Source organism: Flavobacterium sp. (assembly GCF_031409475.1).
In the GTDB taxonomy this organism is placed as follows: Bacteria; Bacteroidota; Bacteroidia; order Flavobacteriales; family Flavobacteriaceae; genus Flavobacterium.
Genome location: NZ_JANNXH010000072.1, coordinates 41,055 through 59,533 on the forward strand (window position 1 = coordinate 41,055; position 18,479 = coordinate 59,533).

Consider the following 18,479-nt stretch of genomic DNA (forward strand, 5'->3'; position numbering starts at 1 on the left):
AAATCCGTGTTTTTGCTTTAGCAAATCCGTTTTATCCGTGTACCAATTGATTACTATATTATTCAAACGATTGCATCGTTACCAATTTGTTATACGTTCCATTCATTGTAATTAGTTCTTCGTGGGTTCCTTGCTCAACGATTTCTCCTTTTTGCATCACCACAATCTTATCTGCTTTTTGAATAGTCGAAAGTCGGTGCGCAATAACAATCGAAGTTCTATTTTGCATCATATTTTCTAAGGCAACTTGCACAAATTTTTCGCTTTCGGTATCCAATGCTGATGTAGCTTCGTCTAGAATCATAATTGGTGGATTTTTGAGAACCGCACGAGCAATGGATAACCGTTGTTTTTGTCCACCAGAAAGTTTGTTGCCACTGTCCCCAATGTTGGTGTATATTCCATTTGGTAATTCAGAAACGAATTCAAACGCATTAGCTATTTTCAAGGCTTCAATAATTTCATCATCAGTAGCGTCCAATTTTCCAAGTGCAATATTGGCTTTTATAGTGTCATTAAACAAAATACTATCTTGTGTTACTAATCCCATCAAACCCCGCAGCGATTGCAAATTTATATCTTTAATATTGACTGAATCAATTTCAATTGTTCCTTCGTTTACATCATAAAAACGAGTCAGTAAATTGGCAATGGTGCTTTTTCCGCTTCCAGATTGACCAACGAGTGCAACGGTTTGTCCTTTTTTAACTTCGAGTGAAAAGTCTTTTAAAACGATTTCTTCTTCGTAACTAAAGTTAATATTTTTTAGAATTATTGTGTTTTCAAAAGTGTTTTTATCAACAGCATTTTCTTTAGAAGTGATTTCGTTTTCGACTTCGAGAACTTCAAAAACCCGTTCTGCAGCAGCCAACCCATTTTTTACGGCGTAGGATGCTTTTGAAATGGCTTTTGCAGGTGTCAAAATATTGAAGGCCAAAGTGAGATAAACAATGAAAGCAGCACCATCAAGGGTTTTGTCTATTAAAACTAAATTCCCACCATACCAGAGCAATGCCGCTATTGTTGTTATTCCTAAAAATTCACTCAATGGTGTTGCCAAATTATTTTTGTCTCCAATACTGTTTGATAAATTTAATAATCGAGTTACGGAATCGTTAAATCTACTTTTGAAATTAGCTTCGGCATTATAACTTTTAATCACTTTTAAACCACCTAAACTTTCATCTACTATAGAAATAAGGAAACCGCTTTCCTTTTGTGCTTGTAGTGATTGTGCTCTCAAATTTTTGGCGATTTTTGAAATAATTAAACCCGATAGAGGAATGAAAATTAAAACGAAAAGCGTCAGTTTCACACTTATGAAAAACATTGTAACAATTGCAAAAACAATCGTTAAAGGTTCTTTGACCACAAGTTCCAACACCGAAAAAAAGGAATTTTGAACTTCGTTGACATCACCAAGCATTCGAGCCATAATGTCACCTTTTCTTTTTTCGGAATAAAAAGAAATGGGTAATTCAACGATTTTATCATACATCGATTTTCGTAAATCTCGTAAAACGCCATTTTTGAGGTGCATAATATGATGAGATGCCAAATAATTAAATAAATTTTTGAACAAAAAAGTGGTAATAACCAAAGAAACTACCAATAAAAGTGCAAATTGAGGGCCACTTTCTTTTGTTAATTCTGAAATTTTATAATATAAAAAATCAGTAGCAAAATCTTTTATATTCCCAATTCCACTATACAACGGGGCTTTTTCAATTGTTTTGACTTTACCAAAAAGTACTTGCAAAACCGGAAGCAGGGTTAACATAGAAATGGTACTAAATAAGGCGTACAAGATGTTGTAGGTCACATTCCAAATGATGTGAGATTTATATGGTTTTGTATAAGGAATTAGTTTTAATAAATTTTTGTCCATTAGTTCAATCGCATTGCAATAATTATATTTTTAATTTTGTCATTAAGCACAGCTTCTACTTTCGTGAAATTTTCTACGCTTTCCAATTCAGTATTTACGCTGATGTAAAATTTAATTTTTGGTTCGGTTCCACTTGGTCTGGCACAAATTTTAGAACCGTCTTCGGTATAATAAATAAGCACATTCGATTTTGGAATATTCATCACGGTTTCTTCTCCTGAGAGTAAATTTTTGGCTATCGATGATTGGTAATCCTCTCGCAAAATCACACGTTGCCCGTTGATTTCTTTCAAAGGATTTTCTCGCATATCGATCATCATTTGGTTTATTTCTTGTAAACCATCCATTCCTTTTTTGGTTAAAGAAATAAGATGCTCTTTGTAAAATCCGTTTTCTACATACAATTGTAATAATTTTTTGTAAACTGTACTTCCTTGCGCTTTGGCTTGTGCCGCTAATTCACAAACTAACAATGTTGCAGCAACGGCATCCTTATCACGAACCGCATCGCCCACCATAAATCCAAAACTTTCTTCTCCACCACCTATGAATTCTAATTCTGGGAAATCCTTGATCATTTTGGCAATCCATTTAAAACCGGTTAGTCCAATTTTGCATTCCACTCCATAATTTGTGGCGAGTTCCATCATCATAGGAGTCGAAACTATGGTTGAACCTACAAATTGGTTTCCATTGATTTTCCCAGCTTTTTTCCATTGTTCCAATAAAAATGCGGTCATCAAAATCATAGTTTGGTTTCCGTTGAGCAGCGTCATATTGCCTTCATTATTTCGAACTGCAACGCCAAGGCGATCGCAATCAGGATCAGTCCCAATAACTATATCCGATTTCGTTTTATCTGCTAATTCTAGTGCCATAGTTAAGGCTTCTGGTTCTTCGGGATTTGGAGATTTTACCGTTGGGAAATCTCCGTTTGGAACTCTTTGCTCCTCAACAATATGCACATTTGTGTAACCTGCTTGCGCAAAAGTATCAGGAACTAATGTAATTGAAGTTCCGTGCAAAGAGGTGAAAACAACATTTAGATTTTTTTTGGCTTCAGCCGAAGTTCCAAAACTAGCATTCTCGATAGTCGATTTTATAAAAGCTTGGTCAATTTCGGTGTCGATATAATGAATCAAATCTTCGTTTGCGTCAAACTTGATTTGGTTGTAGTTTAAATTTTCAATCGTGTTGATAATTCCTTCATCTTGCGGAGGCACAATTTGTCCACCATCTTCCCAGTACACTTTATAACCATTATATTCTGGTGGATTGTGAGATGCGGTAAGTACTATTCCGCATTGGCAACCCAAATATTTGAGCGCAAATGACAATTCTGGCGTTGGTCGTAAATCCGAAAATAAATACACTTGAATTCCATTCGCAGAGAAAACATTTGCAACTGTTTTTGCTAAAGTGTCACTGTTTTTTCGACAATCATAAGCAATAACTGCTTTTAATTGCTGGTTTGGAAATGAACTGTGCATATAGTCAGAAAGTCCTTGTGTGCTTTTTCCAAGGGTATATTTGTTGATGCGATTGTTTCCTGCACCCATAATTCCACGCATTCCGCCAGTTCCAAATTCTAAATTTTTATAAAAACTTTCTTCAAGATCTTTTGGCGAAGTTGTCATCATAGCTTTGACTGCTTCTTGCGTTTGGTTGTCAAAAGTAGGAGTTAGCCATTCGTTCAGGGCGTCTAAAATGTTTGGTTTGATTTCCATTTTTATATGTTTTTAGAAATTTATGTGTTTAATGAGTTTAATCTACTTTGAGATCACAATTTGTGATGCTAACAATAAATATATTAAAAATTTACCTCACTTGAAACTTTATAACGTTCTTCGTTGTTTTTGGATCTCAAAATAATCTCTCCTAGAAATCCAGCAAGAAACAATTGTGTTCCCAATACCATTGTGGTTAGCGCAATATAAAACCAAGGATTGTTAGTGACCAAAGTATAAGGTAAATCACTGTATAGATTATAAAGTTTTGAAATCCCAATAAATCCTGCCGAAATAAATCCAATTATAAACATCATTGAACCAAGTGCGCCAAACAAGTGCATGGGTCTTTTTCCAAAACGGGAAAGAAACCAAATGGTGATTAAATCTAAGAAACCATTGATAAATCGTTCCATTCCAAATTTAGTTTCGCCATATTTACGAGCTTGGTGTTGTACAATTCTTTCTCCAATTTTATTGAAACCTGCATTTTTTGCAAGAACAGGAATGTATCGATGCATTTCGCCCGAAACTTCTATGTTTTTTACAACTACATTTTTGTATGCTTTGAGTCCGCAATTAAAATCATTCAGCGTAACACCAGATGTTTTTCGGGCTGCCCAATTAAATAGCTTAGAAGGTAAGTTTTTCGAAACTACAGAATCGTAACGTTTCTTTTTCCAACCAGAAACCAAATCAAAATTTTGACTCGTAATCATTTCGTACAAACCAGGAATCTCTTCTGGACTGTCTTGTAAATCGGCATCCATAGTGATAATAACATCACCTTGAGCTTTAGCAAAACCAGCATGTAAAGCTTGAGATTTACCAAAATTTTTCATAAAGCGAATCCCTTTCACATTTGAATTTCCTGTAGCAAAGCCTTCAATGATAGCCCACGACTGATCCGTGCTGCCATCATCCAGAAATATGATTTCATAGGAATAATTGTTGGATTTCATTACTGAAATAATCCAAGTATAAAGTTCTTTCAGTGATTCCTCTTCGTTAAGAAGCGGGATAAGTAGGGATAAATTCATTAAATTATTTATTCTTGGGTAGTTTTACTTTTGAAAAATGCCGCCATAATTAAACCAAAAACACTACTAAACACTATACTAAAAGCAGAACCTTTTAGTAATTCAATTATGGAATATGGATCGTTTTCTTTCAGTTTTGCTATAGCTTCATTTATACCACTGGCAGGTGCGCCAAATTTTTCCATCATTCCAACGGTATACTTAATAGTTAATTCTTTTAAAGTTTCTTTAGCAGCGGGATCAATAAAATTGAATAAAATAATGTTAAAAACTACTGAAATTAATATTCCGATTACTGCCGAAATAAAGTAAGTTGTAAATGCATCCTTAAATGGGAAAACACCTTGTAATTCTTTTTTTGTTTTTGAAAGTAGAATTATCCCAATAGCAAGATAAGCTGAAATGCTCAGTATTCCAACCCACCATTCCGTAAATAAACTTAAATCAATTGCATAAATTGTTGCCGTGATTAATGAGGAAACTATCCCTGTTATAACTCCAAATGTAACTGCGTTTCTTTTTATAATTTCATTGATCATTGTAAGTTAGTTTTAATATTAATCTACAAATATAACAATTCCCAATATATTCAGGGACAAAAATCAGTTTTTACGATTATATAAAAAAAGCCACACAAAGATTTGATTATTAAAAAATAAGTGTAAATTTGCACACTCTAAATAATTAAAGAGTAATTAACAAAAAGAGTAGTTGCATTTATACCTTTCTCAAAAAGAGGAAGCTTCAAAATCAAAACACTCAAAAAAATAAATAAAATAAAGATGAAAACAGGAATTCACCCAGAAAATTACAGATTAGTTGCCTTTAAAGACATGTCAAACGAAGATGTTTTTATTACTAAATCTACAGCAGATACAAGAGAAACAATAACAGTTGACGGTGTTGAATATCCAGTTGTAAAAATGGAGATTTCCAGAACTTCTCACCCTTTTTACACAGGTAAATCTAAACTTATTGATACTGCGGGTCGTATCGATAAATTTAAAACGAAATACGCTAAACACGGTAAATAATATTTATCAGTTTAATAATATAGGAAGCCTCACATTTTGTGGGGCTTTTTTTATTTTTATTGCGTTCAAAACTTTGTAACTTTGAATTTCTAAAGTACTGACGTTGCATTGCAACGTCTCTAACAAAATAAATAAAATCAAAATGAACTACATACTTTTCGACGGTCCAGCAAGAATTGCGTTATTACCATTTACATTCACACGACCTGTTGCAGATATTCGAATCGGGATTTTAACCATTCGTGAAAAATGGGAAATGCGATTGGGTTCTACTACCACAACGGTAACGGAGGATTATTTGTCAGAGAAATTCCCTATGGTGGAGATGGAAGAAAACGTAATGATAAATGCTTCATTTCTTCCTAATGCTATTTTGGCTGAAAGGATTGGTAATCTTCAAAAGAATCAAGCTATTTTCAAAGGAGACGATGTTATCGGGTTTTATACTCAAGAAAATCAGGAAGAAGTAGATTTTGAAACCTATGAAATCATAGAATTTGAAGGGGAATGTTTAAGAGTTGAGCACACTTGGGATATTTTTGCTAATAACGACGCTGCAATTCGAGAAGATTTTGAATTGATAACCGAAGACAGAAAATCGCAACCTATTCCTAAAAGTGTCAATGTAATTTCACCCCAAAATATTTTTATTGAAGAAGGCGCAACGCTCAATTTTGTGACGCTTAATGCTTCAACTGGACCGATTTACATTGGAAAAAATTCTGAAATAATGGAAGGCACTGTGATTCGTGGACCGTTTGCTTTGTGCGAATCGGGTAGAGTTAAACTAGCTTCTAAAGTATACGGTGCAACTACAGTTGGACCACATTCTGTAATTGGTGGAGAAGTGAACAATGCCGTATTATTTGGTTATTCAAACAAAGGACACGACGGGTTTTTAGGGAATTCAGTTCTGGGCGAATGGTGTAATATTGGTGCGGACACGAATACTTCTAACCTTAAAAATAATTATGACGAAGTAAAATTATGGAGTTATGAAACCGAAGGTTTTGCCAAAACAGGATTGCAATTTTGCGGATTAATGATGGGTGATCACAGTAAATGCGGAATCAACACGATGTTCAATACCGGAACAGTAGTAGGAGTGAGTGCTAATATTTTCGGAAGTGGTTTTCCTCGCAATTTTGTTCCTAGTTTTTCTTGGGGAGGAAATTCTGGTTTTACTACCTATTTAACTTCCAAGGCTTTTGAGACCGCTCGATTGGTAATGAGTCGCAGGAATGTTGATTTCGATGAAACCGAAGCTAGAATTTTAGAACATGTTTTTGAGTTGACTAAAAAGTGGCGAAAAGAATAAATCTTAAATGCCTATATTTAGTGGTAATTAAAATTAATATCTGATATTTTACATATACTACAATGTAAATTATCGTATATTTTAAATACTACATAATATAAAATATCGGATTTTTTTAAAAAATATTTTAAAAATATTCGATATTTTATAATTTTTAGTATCTTTGCAAGATGATACAGCGAAAAAAACAGTCTATAATTGCCAAACATCTTTCAAAAAAAGAGTTTACAATCCTTATTGGTGCTAGGCAAATAGGGAAGTCAACGCTCTTGAAACAATTGTTTGAAGATTTGAATCAGAAGGGAGAAACTGTCTATTTCTTAAATTTAGACCGGAAAGAAATTTTAGGCGAACTCAATGAAAGTCCCGAAAATTTGTTCAAAATTTGTCCGTTGCAACAGGATAAAAAAATTATTGTTTTTATTGATGAAATTCAATATCTCAACGACGCGACTACTTTTATAAAATTACTTTTCGATGAATATTCAGATCGATTGAAGATTGTTGCCACAGGAAGTTCTGCTTTTTATATCGACAAGCAGTTTAATGATTCACTTGTAGGAAGAAAGAAAATATTCCTTATGGGAACGCTTGATTTTGAAGAGTTTTTACTATTTAAAGGAAGAAATGATTTAGTAGATGAGGTTTTAAAACTCAAAAACAAGAAAAAAACAAAATCTATTCATGAAAATGTGCTTTGGGGATATATGGACGAATTTGTAAATTATGGCGGTTATCCTGCGGTGGTTTTAGAAAATGACATATCCCAAAAAATAGAGCTGCTCAAGGACATTCGGGATTCATTTATTAAACGTGACATTCTAGAATCTGGAATTACGGATGAAACTAAATTTTATAGAATGTTGATGCTTCTCGCCAGTCAATCTGGTAATTTATTGAATGTAAACGAAATTTCGAATACCTTAAGAATTACTAATGCCACGGCAGAAAATTATTTATATGTGCTCCAGAAATGTTTTCATATCACTTTGGTAAAACCATTTTATAATAATTTGCGAAAGGAATTGACCAAAATGCCGAAGGTTTATATTAACGATTTGGGATTGCGAAACGTATTGATTAATTATTTTTCGCCTCTCGAGCAAAGAGCTGATAAAGGAATGGTTTTAGAAAATTTAGCATTTAGATTGCTTACAGAACGGTTTGACCAAGATCAAATTAAATATTGGCGAACAGCTGATGGAAATGAAGTTGATTTTGTAATTGAAACGTCTTATTTAAAGGGTTTTGCAGTCGAAGTAAAATTTAGTGAACAAGAAGTAAAAACCAATAAATATAACAAATTTACACAAAATTATCTCGATTTTCCTTTGGAATTTTGGTGGTGGAAAAAGATGGATTTGATGTTTTAAAGAACGAATTTTTGAAATGAAAATTATCTAATTTACCCATTTTTAAATCTTGCAATTTATATGTAAATTTGCACACTCAATTCTTTGACAATGTCCTGTCTGCCGGCAGGCAGGTTTCTTAATCGAGCTATTTTATGGAAAATATAAAGAAAGTAGCATTTTACACTTTAGGATGCAAACTCAACTTCTCCGAAACTTCGACCATTGCGAGAACCTTTACAAATGAAGGTTTTGACCGCGTAGATTTTGAAGAAGTAGCTGATATTTACGTCATCAACACCTGTTCAGTTACTGAAAATGCCGACAAACAATTCAAGCAAGTCGTGCGAAAAGCGATGAAACTCAACGACAAAGCTTTTGTTGCTGCTGTTGGTTGTTATGCCCAATTAAAACCAGAAGAATTGGCTGCAGTTGATGGTGTAGATTTAGTTCTTGGTGCTACTGAAAAATTTAAAATCACCGATTATATTAATGATTTATCCAAAAATGATTTTGGAGAAATACATTCCTGCGAGATTGAAGAAGCTGATTTTTATGTGGGAAGTTATTCTATTGGAGACAGAACACGAGCGTTTTTGAAAGTTCAAGACGGTTGTGATTATAAATGTACCTATTGCACCATTCCGTTAGCAAGAGGGATTTCTAGAAGTGACGAATTAGAAAATGTGTTGAAAAATGCCAAAGAAATTTCGGAACAAGGCATTAAAGAAATTGTGCTTACTGGAGTGAATATTGGTGATTACGGAAAAGGGGAATTTGGAAATAAAAAACACGAGCATACTTTTCTTGAATTAGTTCAAGAACTAGACAAAGTGGAAGGAATTGAACGTTTGCGTATTTCATCTATCGAGCCTAATTTGTTAAAAAATGAGACTATTGAATTTGTGTCTCAAAGTCGCACTTTTGTGCCCCATTTTCATATTCCGTTACAATCTGGAAGTAACGAAATCCTGAAGTTAATGAAACGTCGTTATCAACGTGAAGTCTATACCGAACGAGTAAATAAAATCCGAGAAGTCATGCCACACGCTTGTATTGGCGTGGATGTGATTGTAGGTTTCCCTGGAGAAACCGATGCGTATTTCCTCGACACCTACAATTTTATTAATGAAATGGACATTTCGTATTTGCATGTTTTTACCTATTCAGAACGTGATAATACCCAAGCTGCCAAAATGGACGGTGTTGTTCCTGCAAATGTTCGAGCGAAAAGAAGCAAAATGTTGCGTGGATTATCTGTAAAAAAACGCCGTGCTTTTTATGAAAGCCAGATTGGAACTAACAGAACCGTTTTGTTTGAAACTGAAAATAAAGAAGGTTACATTCACGGTTTTACAGAGAATTACGTTCGAGTAAAAACACCTTGGAATCCAGAATTAGCAAATACTTTACAAGAAATCAATTTGACTAAAATTGATGAAGAAGGAAGCGTGAGACTGGAGTTTACTTCGTCTGTTCGACCTGCGGTCTCGGGTTTGAATGTTGAAGTGTAAAAGAATCTTTATAAAAACTAAAGTTTCCAGTCTTTAAAGCTTACAGCCTTTTAAAGGCTGGAAGCTTTAGTAAATCTGAAAATTTTGTCCGTTTTTATTCTTTCAAAACCATGTCGATACACATTATGGCTGCCATAATGAGTGGTCTAACCACATCATCTTGAGGAACGCTGTTGTCAATTTCAAGTACATAATTGTCTGCGCTGGTAAAAAATTCTTTGCCAATTCCAGTCCATTTTTTACTTACATGCGCGATTTCTTTTTCGGCTTTCATGAATTTAAAATCCCACCCAGTCCACTTGCCTTGTAGGGTGCAAATTGAGTTTCCGTTTTTGTCGTCGATTTCGAATTTGCCACCAAAAGACCAAAATTTTTGTTTAAAAAGTCCAATAAGTCTATCCTTTTCATCGAATACTTCTACATCCGAACGGAAAAAAGTTACGCCCCGTTTTACACTAAGTATTTTTTCGCCATTTGGTGTTTTGATTTCGATATCAAAAGGTGTCTGCGTTTATAATCTGTAAAACGAAATATTTTAGCGAAAAAGCCAAGATTTATTTCTCTACAATTTAGAATTATTTGATTGTTTTGAGGATCATAAACGTCATAATTATTTGAGGCTTTGAAAATTCCGATTTGCTCTTTTATAAGAAAAATATTTTTATTTAATATTGGGTTCATTGTGAATTATTAATGGTTAGTGTTTAATGTGAGTTTGTAAATTATAGTTTCTAAAACCTGAGTATCATTGTCTTCGCAAAGTAAAAATTCGATTTTGTCTTGGGTTTTTTTATACAAAGTTAATCCTTCGAACTTATGTTTTGTAGATATTATTTGTGTAAAATTAACCTCCATTGTTGTTATGTTTAATTGACCAATAATGCTTCCCAGAATTTCACCATCGTCATAAGTTGAGGTTGTGTTTTCGGCTGCTGCCAAGAAGTAAATTTTATCTTCGACTAAAATAGCATCTGTAAATGTGGCTTCGATAGTATCGATTTTTGGTAACCGAATGGAAATGAAGGTTGCATTTTTTTGAGCATCAACAGTAAAAACCCCGTTTTTAGATTCGGAACCATTGCCTCGTTGAAAAAAAAACCATTTTTGGTTGCTGTAAAAAGCACCTTCAATATTCAACTCTTCATCAGAAATAGCCGTTGTGGTTTTTAGTTTTTGATATATTTTTTCGAGACTTTTTTCTTTAATCTCTTTGGTTTCTCGATTGTAAGAGAGGCGTTTTTCTCTTTTGGACGTTGAACCGGAACCAAAAAGATAGAGTTTGTTATCTTTGAGAGTGATGGATTCGAAATCGGGTTTGTTTTTTTTGAGAATATTATCTTGACTGTTTTCAAGTAGTTTTATTTTAGTTAGTTTTTGATCCAACAGCTCGTATTGGTACAGAAATGTACTGTTGTCGGAAATGATAAACAGCTTGTCGTAATTGAAAATAAGTCCAGAGGCAGCGCCTATTCCGGAGATTTGACAAAATGTGTCGAGTGTAAAATTTTGCATATATGTGTTTCGTAAACCAATTACCTAGCCCTGATAGAGCCGATATCCTCGTGGAGTAAAACGGAACGAGATAAAGGCGATAGCAGGAAAAAGCTCCTAATTTTTGTTATATTTGAAGTTGTAAATATAAATTATTTCTTATGAAATCTATAAACCCTGATGATTTTAAAGTGGTAGGCAAAATGGAGTTGTCTAAAATACCAACGAATTTGTTTAATGCCTCTGATGAGGAGGAAAAAGAGGCCAAATTAGACAAAGTACAAGCCAAGTTGAGTGAGTTGCAAGATGTGATGTATGCGCATAATAAATATGGCGTTTTGATTTGTTTACAAGGCATGGATACGTCTGGGAAAGACAGTTTGATTCGCGAAGTTTTTAAGGAATTTAATCCGCGCGGTGTGGTGGTTCATAGTTTTAAAACGCCCAATTCGACGGAACTGGAACACGATTATTTGTGGCGGCATTATTTGGCTTTGCCGGAGAAAGGGAAATTTGCAGTTTTTAATAGAACGCATTATGAAAATGTGCTGGTTACTCGAGTGCATCCTGAATATATATTGAATGAAAATTTACCTGGAATTGAAAAAGTTGAGGATATTACACCTGAATTTTGGGAAAATAGAATGGAACAAATCAATAATTTTGAGAAGCATATTTCACAAAATGGCACAATTGTTCTTAAATTTTATTTTCACATGAGCAAAGAGGAACAGCGAATCCGTTTGTTGCGACGACTTGAAAATGAAGAGCATCATTGGAAGTTTTCGCCTGGAGATTTAAAAGAACGTGCTTATTGGGATGATTATATGAACTATTATCAGGATGCTATTAATAAAACTTCGACCGCAATTGCACCATGGTATATCATTCCAGCAGATGATAAAGAGATGGCTCGTTATATTGTTGCTGAAATTATTTGGGCAGAAATGCAAAAACTTACGGATATAAAAGAGCCAGAATTGGACCAGAAGGTAAAAGATAATTTTGATGTTTATCGAAAGGAATTGGAAGGATAAATTTCATTCTATTTTTGGTGTATTTTATTCTTAACCCTTTCAGGGTTTTAAACCCTGAAAGGGTTATTTTTAATTACATTTGCAATCTTAAAATACTAGAAATTGAATTTTTCAATATATACAAAAGAGTTTTCCTATAATTTAAAGCTAGCTTATCCTGTAATTTTAGGAATGCTTGGTCATACTTTAATAGGAATTGTAGATAATTTCATGGTTGGAAATCTTGGGTCAACCGAGTTGGCAGCAGTATCTCTAGGTAATAGTTTTATATTTATAGGAATGTCATTAGGAATTGGATTTTCAACTGCTATTACTCCATTAGTTGCAGAAGCTGATGCCGAGAAAGATGAAAATAAAATTCGAACTCTATTTCATCATGGCTTGTTACTTTGTACCATTTTAGGCATAATTGTTTGCCTTTTAATTATTTTATCAAAACCCATAATGCGGTTGATGAATCAGCCAACAGCCGTTGTTGAATTAGCTGGGCCTTATATTGATTGGGTTGCTTTTTCGCTAATTCCGGTTATTATTTTTCAAGGATATAAACAGTTTGCTGATGGATTGTCACATACAAAATACTCCATGTACGCCATATATTTAGCTAATGTGGTTCACATTTTTTTTAATTATGTTTTGATTTATGGAGTTTGGGGTTTTCCTAAATTAGGAATTGTTGGTGCAGCATTAGGAACGGTGATTTCGAGAATAATGATGGTGATTTTCCTGCATTATATTTTGCAAAAACAGGAAGCTTTGCAGTGTTATTTTAAGAATTTTAGTTTTGATGAAATAAGAAAATCAATCTTAAAAAGAATTATTAATCTGGGTTTTCCTTCGGCTATGCAAATGTTATTTGAAGTAGCATTGTTCACAGCGGCAATATGGTTGTCAGGAACTCTTGGAAAAAATAGTCAAGCAGCAAATCAAATTGCATTAACACTGTCCTCTTCAACATTTATGATTGCTATGGGAATTAGTGTGGCAGCAATGATAAGAGTGAGTCACGCCAAAGGGATTAAAGATTTTACACAATTGATAATTATAGCGCGTTCCATTTTTTTACTAACCGTAATTTTAGAAACCATTTTTGCGCTTGTATTCATAATATTGCATAATTATTTGCCGCATTTGTTTTTGAATATGTCTGATGCGAGTCAAGCTTTAGACAACAAGGAAATAATAATAATTGCAGCCAAATTACTTTTGGTTGCAGCTGTTTTTCAAATTTCGGACGGAATCCAAGTGGTAGTTCTTGGGGCTTTGCGCGGTTTGCAAGACGTAAAAATCCCTATGTATATTACTTTCGTTGCCTATTGGGTTATAGGTTTTCCCACTTCGTTTTATTTAGGAAAGTACACCGAGTTAAAAGCAGTAGGTGTTTGGATTGGTTTATTAGCTGGTTTGTCTGCAGCCGCATTATTTTTGTATATTCGTTTTGCAAGAATGACCAGAAAATTACTTTTGGAAAACACAGAATTATAAAGTTTTTCTTAAAAAATTGTAACTTCCAATCTATTTTCTCGTATAATAATCGAACAATTTAATTTTCAAAAAAATGATACTATTTATTATTATCGGAGTTATTTTACTCATTGTGAGTTTTGGATTAAAGACCAATATAAACAACCCGTTGTCAAAATTTTCTGGTACACTAAAAATCATAGGACTATTAGTAATAGCTTTGGGGATTTTTTCGTCAATGTTTAAACAAATTGATGCTGGAAAAGTAGGAGTACAATCGCTTTATGGTAGCGTGAAACCAGATATTCTTGAGAGTGGTTTACATATAATTAACCCGCTTTTAGACATTACAAATTATGATATTCAAACGCAAAACTACACCATGTCAGCCATTCATGGCGAAGGTGCACAAGAAGGTGATGATGCTATTCGTGTTTTGTCTAATGATGGATTGGAAGTTGTTATTGACTTAACGGTTTTATATCGAATTTCACCGGTTGATGCTCCAAAAATTTTCAAAGGAATTGGAGTAAATTACACCGATAAAATTGTGCGTCCTGTAACCAGAACGCGCATTCGAGACAACGCTGTTTATTATGATGCAGTTGCTTTGTACTCTACCAAAAGAGGGGAATTTCAACAACGAATTTTCAAAAGTATCGAGGCTGATTTTAAAACTAGAGGTTTGGTTTTGGAGCAATTATTAATTCGAAATATTAATTTACCTTCATCAGTAAAAAGAACAATAGAAAGTAAAATTAATGCCGAACAAGATGCTCAAAAAATGACTTTTGTTTTGCAAAAAGAAAAGCAAGAAGCAGAACGAAAAAGAGTAGAAGCACAAGGTATTGCTGATTATCAGCGAATTATTTCGTCAGGACTAACCGATAAACAACTGCAATACGAGCAAATAAAAGCACAAAAAGAAATAGCAACATCGCCCAACACCAAAATTATTTTTATGGGAAAAGGTAGTGCGCCAATAATTTTGTCTGATAAATAATTTTATTAAAAGTTGATTTGGTTATTCGTTAATTCGTATTTCAAATAAACAAAACAACGAATAATCAAATCAACAACAAACATGGAATTACCAAAATTTTTACTAGGTGACAATACTGATTTTCCTGAAGATATTTTTATCGTTCACTTGGATTATCCCCGTTTTATTATCAATCTCAAAGACGATGAAGTTGAGTTTATGGAAGAAGCCGAAGATCTTGATGAAGGCGAACTCAATGCCGAAATGGAAGGACTTATTGTTCTTGCTAATGATTTCTACGACAGAGAAATGGAACGTTACGAAAAAGAGTAAATAGTAGAATTATATTTTATGAAAAAAGTGTATTATTTTTTTGTTTTAATTATTGGAATAAATTGGATTTTAGAGAGTTTCTATGGAATTTATTCTTTATATTTAATATCAATTTTTGAAACTAATTTTGCCTATAATTGTGGCTATGTTTTAGGAAAAATAGCTAGAATTTTTTTAGGGTTATTTTTAATTAAATATTTTTATGATTTTTATTTCAATGAAAGTAGGTACAAAGTGAAAAATTAGGGTAGTAATTTTACCTTTTAAAATACTTTTCTAATATAAATTGAGCGGCTGCAAATGGTGAAATTTCATTATTTTGCAACCGTTTTTTTTATCTCTAATACATAGATACAGTCTTTTTATTGACGGTATTTAATTGATTTCCGTCAATTAAATGACGGTAATTAATATAATTCAGTATATTTGTCTTCTAATAAAATGTGTTATGGAAGTAAATAGAATATACGAAAACCTAATTCCTGCAAAACTACAGCCTAATAAAGTATTAGTTTTGCTAGGCGCAAGACGTGTTGGAAAAACACAATTGATTAAAAATATTATAAAAAACGCCAATGAAAAAGTTCTTTTTTTAAATGGTGACGATATAGAAACCCATAATTTATTAGAAATTCAAAGCACAGCAAATTTTAGAAGAGTTTTAGGAGACATAAAACTCTTGGTAATAGATGAAGCGCAAGAGGTTCCAAATATTGGAAAAAAACTAAAACTGATGGTTGACACCATTCCAGATTTGAAGGTTTTAATTACTGGTTCTTCTGCGTTTGAAATTAACAATCAAATTGGAGAGCCACTTGTAGGCAGAATGAAAACGCTGAATCTTTACCCAATTGCACAGTTAGAGTTTTCTAAACAAGAAAGTTATTTAGACACTAAAAACAATCTAGAAGAAAGATTAATTTTTGGGAGTTACCCAGAATTGACAAAGTTTACTAATCGGGAAGACAAAATAAGGTATCTCAAAGAAATTGTAAATAATCATTTATTAAGAGATATTCTGGCTTTTGAAGGTATTAAAAAAAGAGACAAAATTATAGCTTTGCTTCAAATTATAGCTTTTAGAGCAGGAAGTGAAATTTCATTAGAAAGTATTGGTAGAGAATTGCAAATCAGTAAAAACACGGTAGAAAAATATTTAGATTTATTTAGCAAAGTCTTTATTATTTATAGCGTTTCTGGATTGAGCAGAAATCGAGATAACGAAATAACGAAAATGAAAAAATGGTATTTTGTCGATAATGGTATTCGAAACGCAATAATCAATTCATTCAATCCGCTAAATATGAGAGAAGATGTTGGTAAATTGTGGGAGAATTATTTGAATTCAGAACGAATAAAAATGCTTGATTATAATGAAAAATATGTTTTAGATTATTTTTGGAGAACGCATACCAAACAAGAAATTGATAGAATTGAAGAAGTAAACGAACAGCTTTCGGCTTTTGAATATAAATGGGGGAAATCAAAAACAAAAATCCCAACTGAATTTGCAAAATCATATCCAAATGCCACTTTTGAAATAATTAATCAGGATAATCATTTGGATTTTATTCTTTAAAATACCTTTTCAATACGATTTGAGCGGCTGCAAATGGTGAAATTTCATCGTTTTGCACCGCACTTTTGGTTGAATCTAATAATTTTTTAATTTCTGGATGGTCATAAAAATTCGATTTTAGCTGTTCATTTATGGTTTCTAACATCCAATATTGATTTTGTTCTGTTCTTTTTTCTTGAAAATAATTATTCCCTTTTGTGAGTTCTATAAACTTCTCGATAGTTTGCCAAACTTCCGGAATTCCGTCGTGAGTTAATGCACTACAAGTTGATGCTGTTGCCGTCCATCCTGATTTTTTTGCAGGAAATAAATGCAAAGCGCTACCAAATTCTACTTTTGCTAAATTTGATTTTCTAATATTATCTCCATCCGCTTTATTAATAACTATCGCATCGGCCATTTCCATAATTCCGCGTTTGATACCTTGCAATTCATCACCTGCGCCAGCAATTTTTAGTAGTAAAAAGAAATCTACCATACTGTGAACAGCAGTTTCACTTTGACCCACACCAACGGTTTCTATAAGTATCGTATCGAATCCAAAAGCCTCACAAAGTGTAATGGTTTCACGAGTTTTTCGAGCAACTCCACCAAGTGTTTCCCCCGAAGCTGATGGTCTGATGAAGGCATTGGCGTCTTTGACTAATTCCTCCATTCTGGTTTTATCTCCCAGAATACTTCCGTGTGAAATCGTACTGCTGGGATCAACTGCGAGAACGGCTACTTTTTTGCCTAAACCAGTTAGATGTTTTCCAAAAACTTCAATAAAAGTGCTTTTTCCAACGCCAGGAACACCCGTAATTCCTATTCGAATTGATTTATTTGCATGAGGCAAGCAAGCGTTTATGACTTCATTGGCTTTTGTTAAATGATTGCTATTTGAACTTTCAACTAAAGTAATTGCCCGACTTAATGCAGTGATATTTCCTGATAAAATTCCTCTGAACAATTCTATGGATGAAGGTTGAATTTTACGTGATTCCTGAATTTGTTCCACAGCGCTTGAACTGATAATTTCTGGTGGAGAAATTCCTGCTTTTTCGTGTAATGCGGAATATTTTTTGTTGTTGTTTTCCAAAACTAAAATCGTTTTAGTAAAAATAGTAAAATTTCAGATTAAAAATTTGAATTAATTAAATCAAACAAGATTATTTATTTTGGCGTATTGCAACAGCATAACTGTTTTGGCATCTTTTATTTTTCCCGAAGCAATCATAGTATATGCTTGTTCAAAAGGGAATTCTAGTACATCAATATTTTCATGTTCAGTTACAATTCCTCCGCCTTCACTCACTTTCATAGCCGCATTGTATTCGCCTATAAAAAAGTATAAAATTTCGGTTACGGAACCCGGAGACATATAAGTTTCAAATACTTTTTTGACTTTGGACAAACGGTAACCCGTTTCTTCTTCGGTTTCTCGAATGATGCATTCTACGGGGTTGTCTTTGTCGAGAAGACCAGCACAAGCCTCGATCATCATTCCCGTTTTATTTCCGTTCAGATAAGTTGGCAGCCGAAATTGACGGGTTAGAATTACGGTTTTATGAATGGAATTGTAAAGCAAAATTACGGCGCCATTTCCTCTATCGTAGACTTCCCGAATTTGAGTTTCCCATGTTGAATCCTTTTTTTGATATTCTAATGTTACTTTATTCAATCGATACCAGTTATCCGAAAGCAATTGGGTTTTTTGGATTTTTATTTCTGGGTTTTTCAT

Annotated in this window: 17 protein-coding genes; 9 read left to right on the forward strand and 8 right to left on the reverse strand. The window is 33.4% G+C overall.

The window, feature by feature from the left end; translation table 11 throughout:
• Positions 1–58: 58 nt before the first annotated feature.
• The 4 genes from RMO53_RS14045 to RMO53_RS14060 all read right to left on the reverse strand — a co-directional run bounded on the left by RMO53_RS14045 (position 59) and on the right by RMO53_RS14060 (position 5,194).
• Positions 59–1,888, reverse strand: a complete 1,830-nt coding sequence (locus tag RMO53_RS14045; protein WP_310381900.1) for an ABC transporter ATP-binding protein — start codon at positions 1,886–1,888, stop codon at positions 59–61.
• On the reverse strand, positions 1,888–3,615 hold the full coding sequence (locus RMO53_RS14050) for a phospho-sugar mutase (protein ID WP_310381902.1): 1,728 nt from the start codon (positions 3,613–3,615) through the stop codon (positions 1,888–1,890). Before RMO53_RS14050 ends, RMO53_RS14045 begins: the two co-directional genes overlap by 1 nt.
• Before the next feature lie 83 nt (positions 3,616–3,698).
• The gene (locus tag RMO53_RS14055; protein WP_310381903.1) at positions 3,699–4,655 is read right to left on the reverse strand and encodes a glycosyltransferase family 2 protein; all 957 of its coding nucleotides are present in this window, start codon (positions 4,653–4,655) and stop codon (positions 3,699–3,701) included.
• Positions 4,656–4,663: 8 nt separating this feature from the next.
• A complete protein-coding gene (locus RMO53_RS14060; protein ID WP_310381905.1) occupies positions 4,664–5,194 on the reverse strand; it encodes a DUF4199 domain-containing protein in 531 nt (176 codons plus the stop codon).
• 243 nt (positions 5,195–5,437) lie between these two features.
• On the opposite strand from RMO53_RS14060, the gene RMO53_RS14065 reads away from it, so the two are divergent.
• The 4 genes from RMO53_RS14065 to mtaB all read left to right on the forward strand — a co-directional run bounded on the left by RMO53_RS14065 (position 5,438) and on the right by mtaB (position 9,873).
• On the forward strand, positions 5,438–5,689 hold the full coding sequence (locus RMO53_RS14065; protein ID WP_310381906.1) for a type B 50S ribosomal protein L31: 252 nt from the start codon (positions 5,438–5,440) through the stop codon (positions 5,687–5,689).
• A 142-nt stretch (positions 5,690–5,831) separates the two neighbouring features.
• The gene (locus RMO53_RS14070) at positions 5,832–7,007 is read left to right on the forward strand and encodes a GlmU family protein (protein ID WP_310381908.1); all 1,176 of its coding nucleotides are present in this window, start codon (positions 5,832–5,834) and stop codon (positions 7,005–7,007) included.
• Positions 7,008–7,177: 170 nt separating this feature from the next.
• The gene (locus RMO53_RS14075; RefSeq protein ID WP_310381909.1) at positions 7,178–8,380 is read left to right on the forward strand and encodes an ATP-binding protein; all 1,203 of its coding nucleotides are present in this window, start codon (positions 7,178–7,180) and stop codon (positions 8,378–8,380) included.
• Positions 8,381–8,514: 134 nt separating this feature from the next.
• Complete coding sequence (gene mtaB, locus RMO53_RS14080; RefSeq protein WP_310381911.1) at positions 8,515–9,873, forward strand: tRNA (N(6)-L-threonylcarbamoyladenosine(37)-C(2))-methylthiotransferase MtaB; 1,359 nt, start codon at positions 8,515–8,517, stop codon at positions 9,871–9,873.
• A gap of 94 nt (positions 9,874–9,967) precedes the next feature.
• On the opposite strand, the gene RMO53_RS14085 is transcribed toward mtaB, so the two are convergent.
• Both RMO53_RS14085 and RMO53_RS14090 read right to left on the reverse strand, forming a co-directional pair.
• Complete coding sequence (locus RMO53_RS14085; RefSeq protein ID WP_310381929.1) at positions 9,968–10,366, reverse strand: phospholipid scramblase-related protein; 399 nt, start codon at positions 10,364–10,366, stop codon at positions 9,968–9,970.
• 197 nt (positions 10,367–10,563) lie between these two features.
• Positions 10,564–11,385, reverse strand: coding sequence for a DUF6929 family protein (locus tag RMO53_RS14090; RefSeq protein WP_310381913.1), 822 nt, complete (start codon positions 11,383–11,385; stop codon positions 10,564–10,566).
• 140 nt (positions 11,386–11,525) lie between these two features.
• Here RMO53_RS14090 and RMO53_RS14095 point away from each other — a divergent pair, with 140 nt between their 5' ends.
• From RMO53_RS14095 to RMO53_RS14115, 5 genes are all read left to right on the forward strand, one after another.
• A complete protein-coding gene (locus tag RMO53_RS14095) occupies positions 11,526–12,401 on the forward strand; it encodes a PPK2 family polyphosphate kinase (protein ID WP_310381914.1) in 876 nt (291 codons plus the stop codon).
• Between the two features lie 102 nt (positions 12,402–12,503).
• Entirely contained in the window at positions 12,504–13,886 is a 1,383-nt protein-coding gene (locus tag RMO53_RS14100) for an MATE family efflux transporter (RefSeq protein ID WP_310381916.1), read from the forward strand.
• 73 nt (positions 13,887–13,959) lie between these two features.
• Positions 13,960–14,868 carry a prohibitin family protein gene (locus RMO53_RS14105; protein WP_310381918.1) on the forward strand — a complete coding sequence of 303 codons (909 nt, stop codon included), beginning with the start codon at positions 13,960–13,962 and terminating at the stop codon, positions 14,866–14,868.
• A gap of 81 nt (positions 14,869–14,949) precedes the next feature.
• Complete coding sequence (locus RMO53_RS14110) at positions 14,950–15,180, forward strand: hypothetical protein (protein ID WP_310381921.1); 231 nt, start codon at positions 14,950–14,952, stop codon at positions 15,178–15,180.
• Between the two features lie 448 nt (positions 15,181–15,628).
• Positions 15,629–16,759, forward strand: coding sequence for an ATP-binding protein (locus RMO53_RS14115; protein ID WP_310381922.1), 1,131 nt, complete (start codon positions 15,629–15,631; stop codon positions 16,757–16,759).
• On the opposite strand, the gene meaB is transcribed toward RMO53_RS14115, so the two are convergent.
• Both meaB and nudK read right to left on the reverse strand, forming a co-directional pair.
• Complete coding sequence (gene meaB / locus RMO53_RS14120; RefSeq protein WP_310381923.1) at positions 16,749–17,837, reverse strand: methylmalonyl Co-A mutase-associated GTPase MeaB; 1,089 nt, start codon at positions 17,835–17,837, stop codon at positions 16,749–16,751. The genes RMO53_RS14115 and meaB overlap by 11 nt on opposite strands.
• 60 nt (positions 17,838–17,897) lie before the next feature.
• The coding region (gene nudK / locus RMO53_RS14125; RefSeq protein ID WP_310381925.1) for a GDP-mannose pyrophosphatase NudK at positions 17,898–18,479 on the reverse strand (582 nt) is incomplete at its 5' end.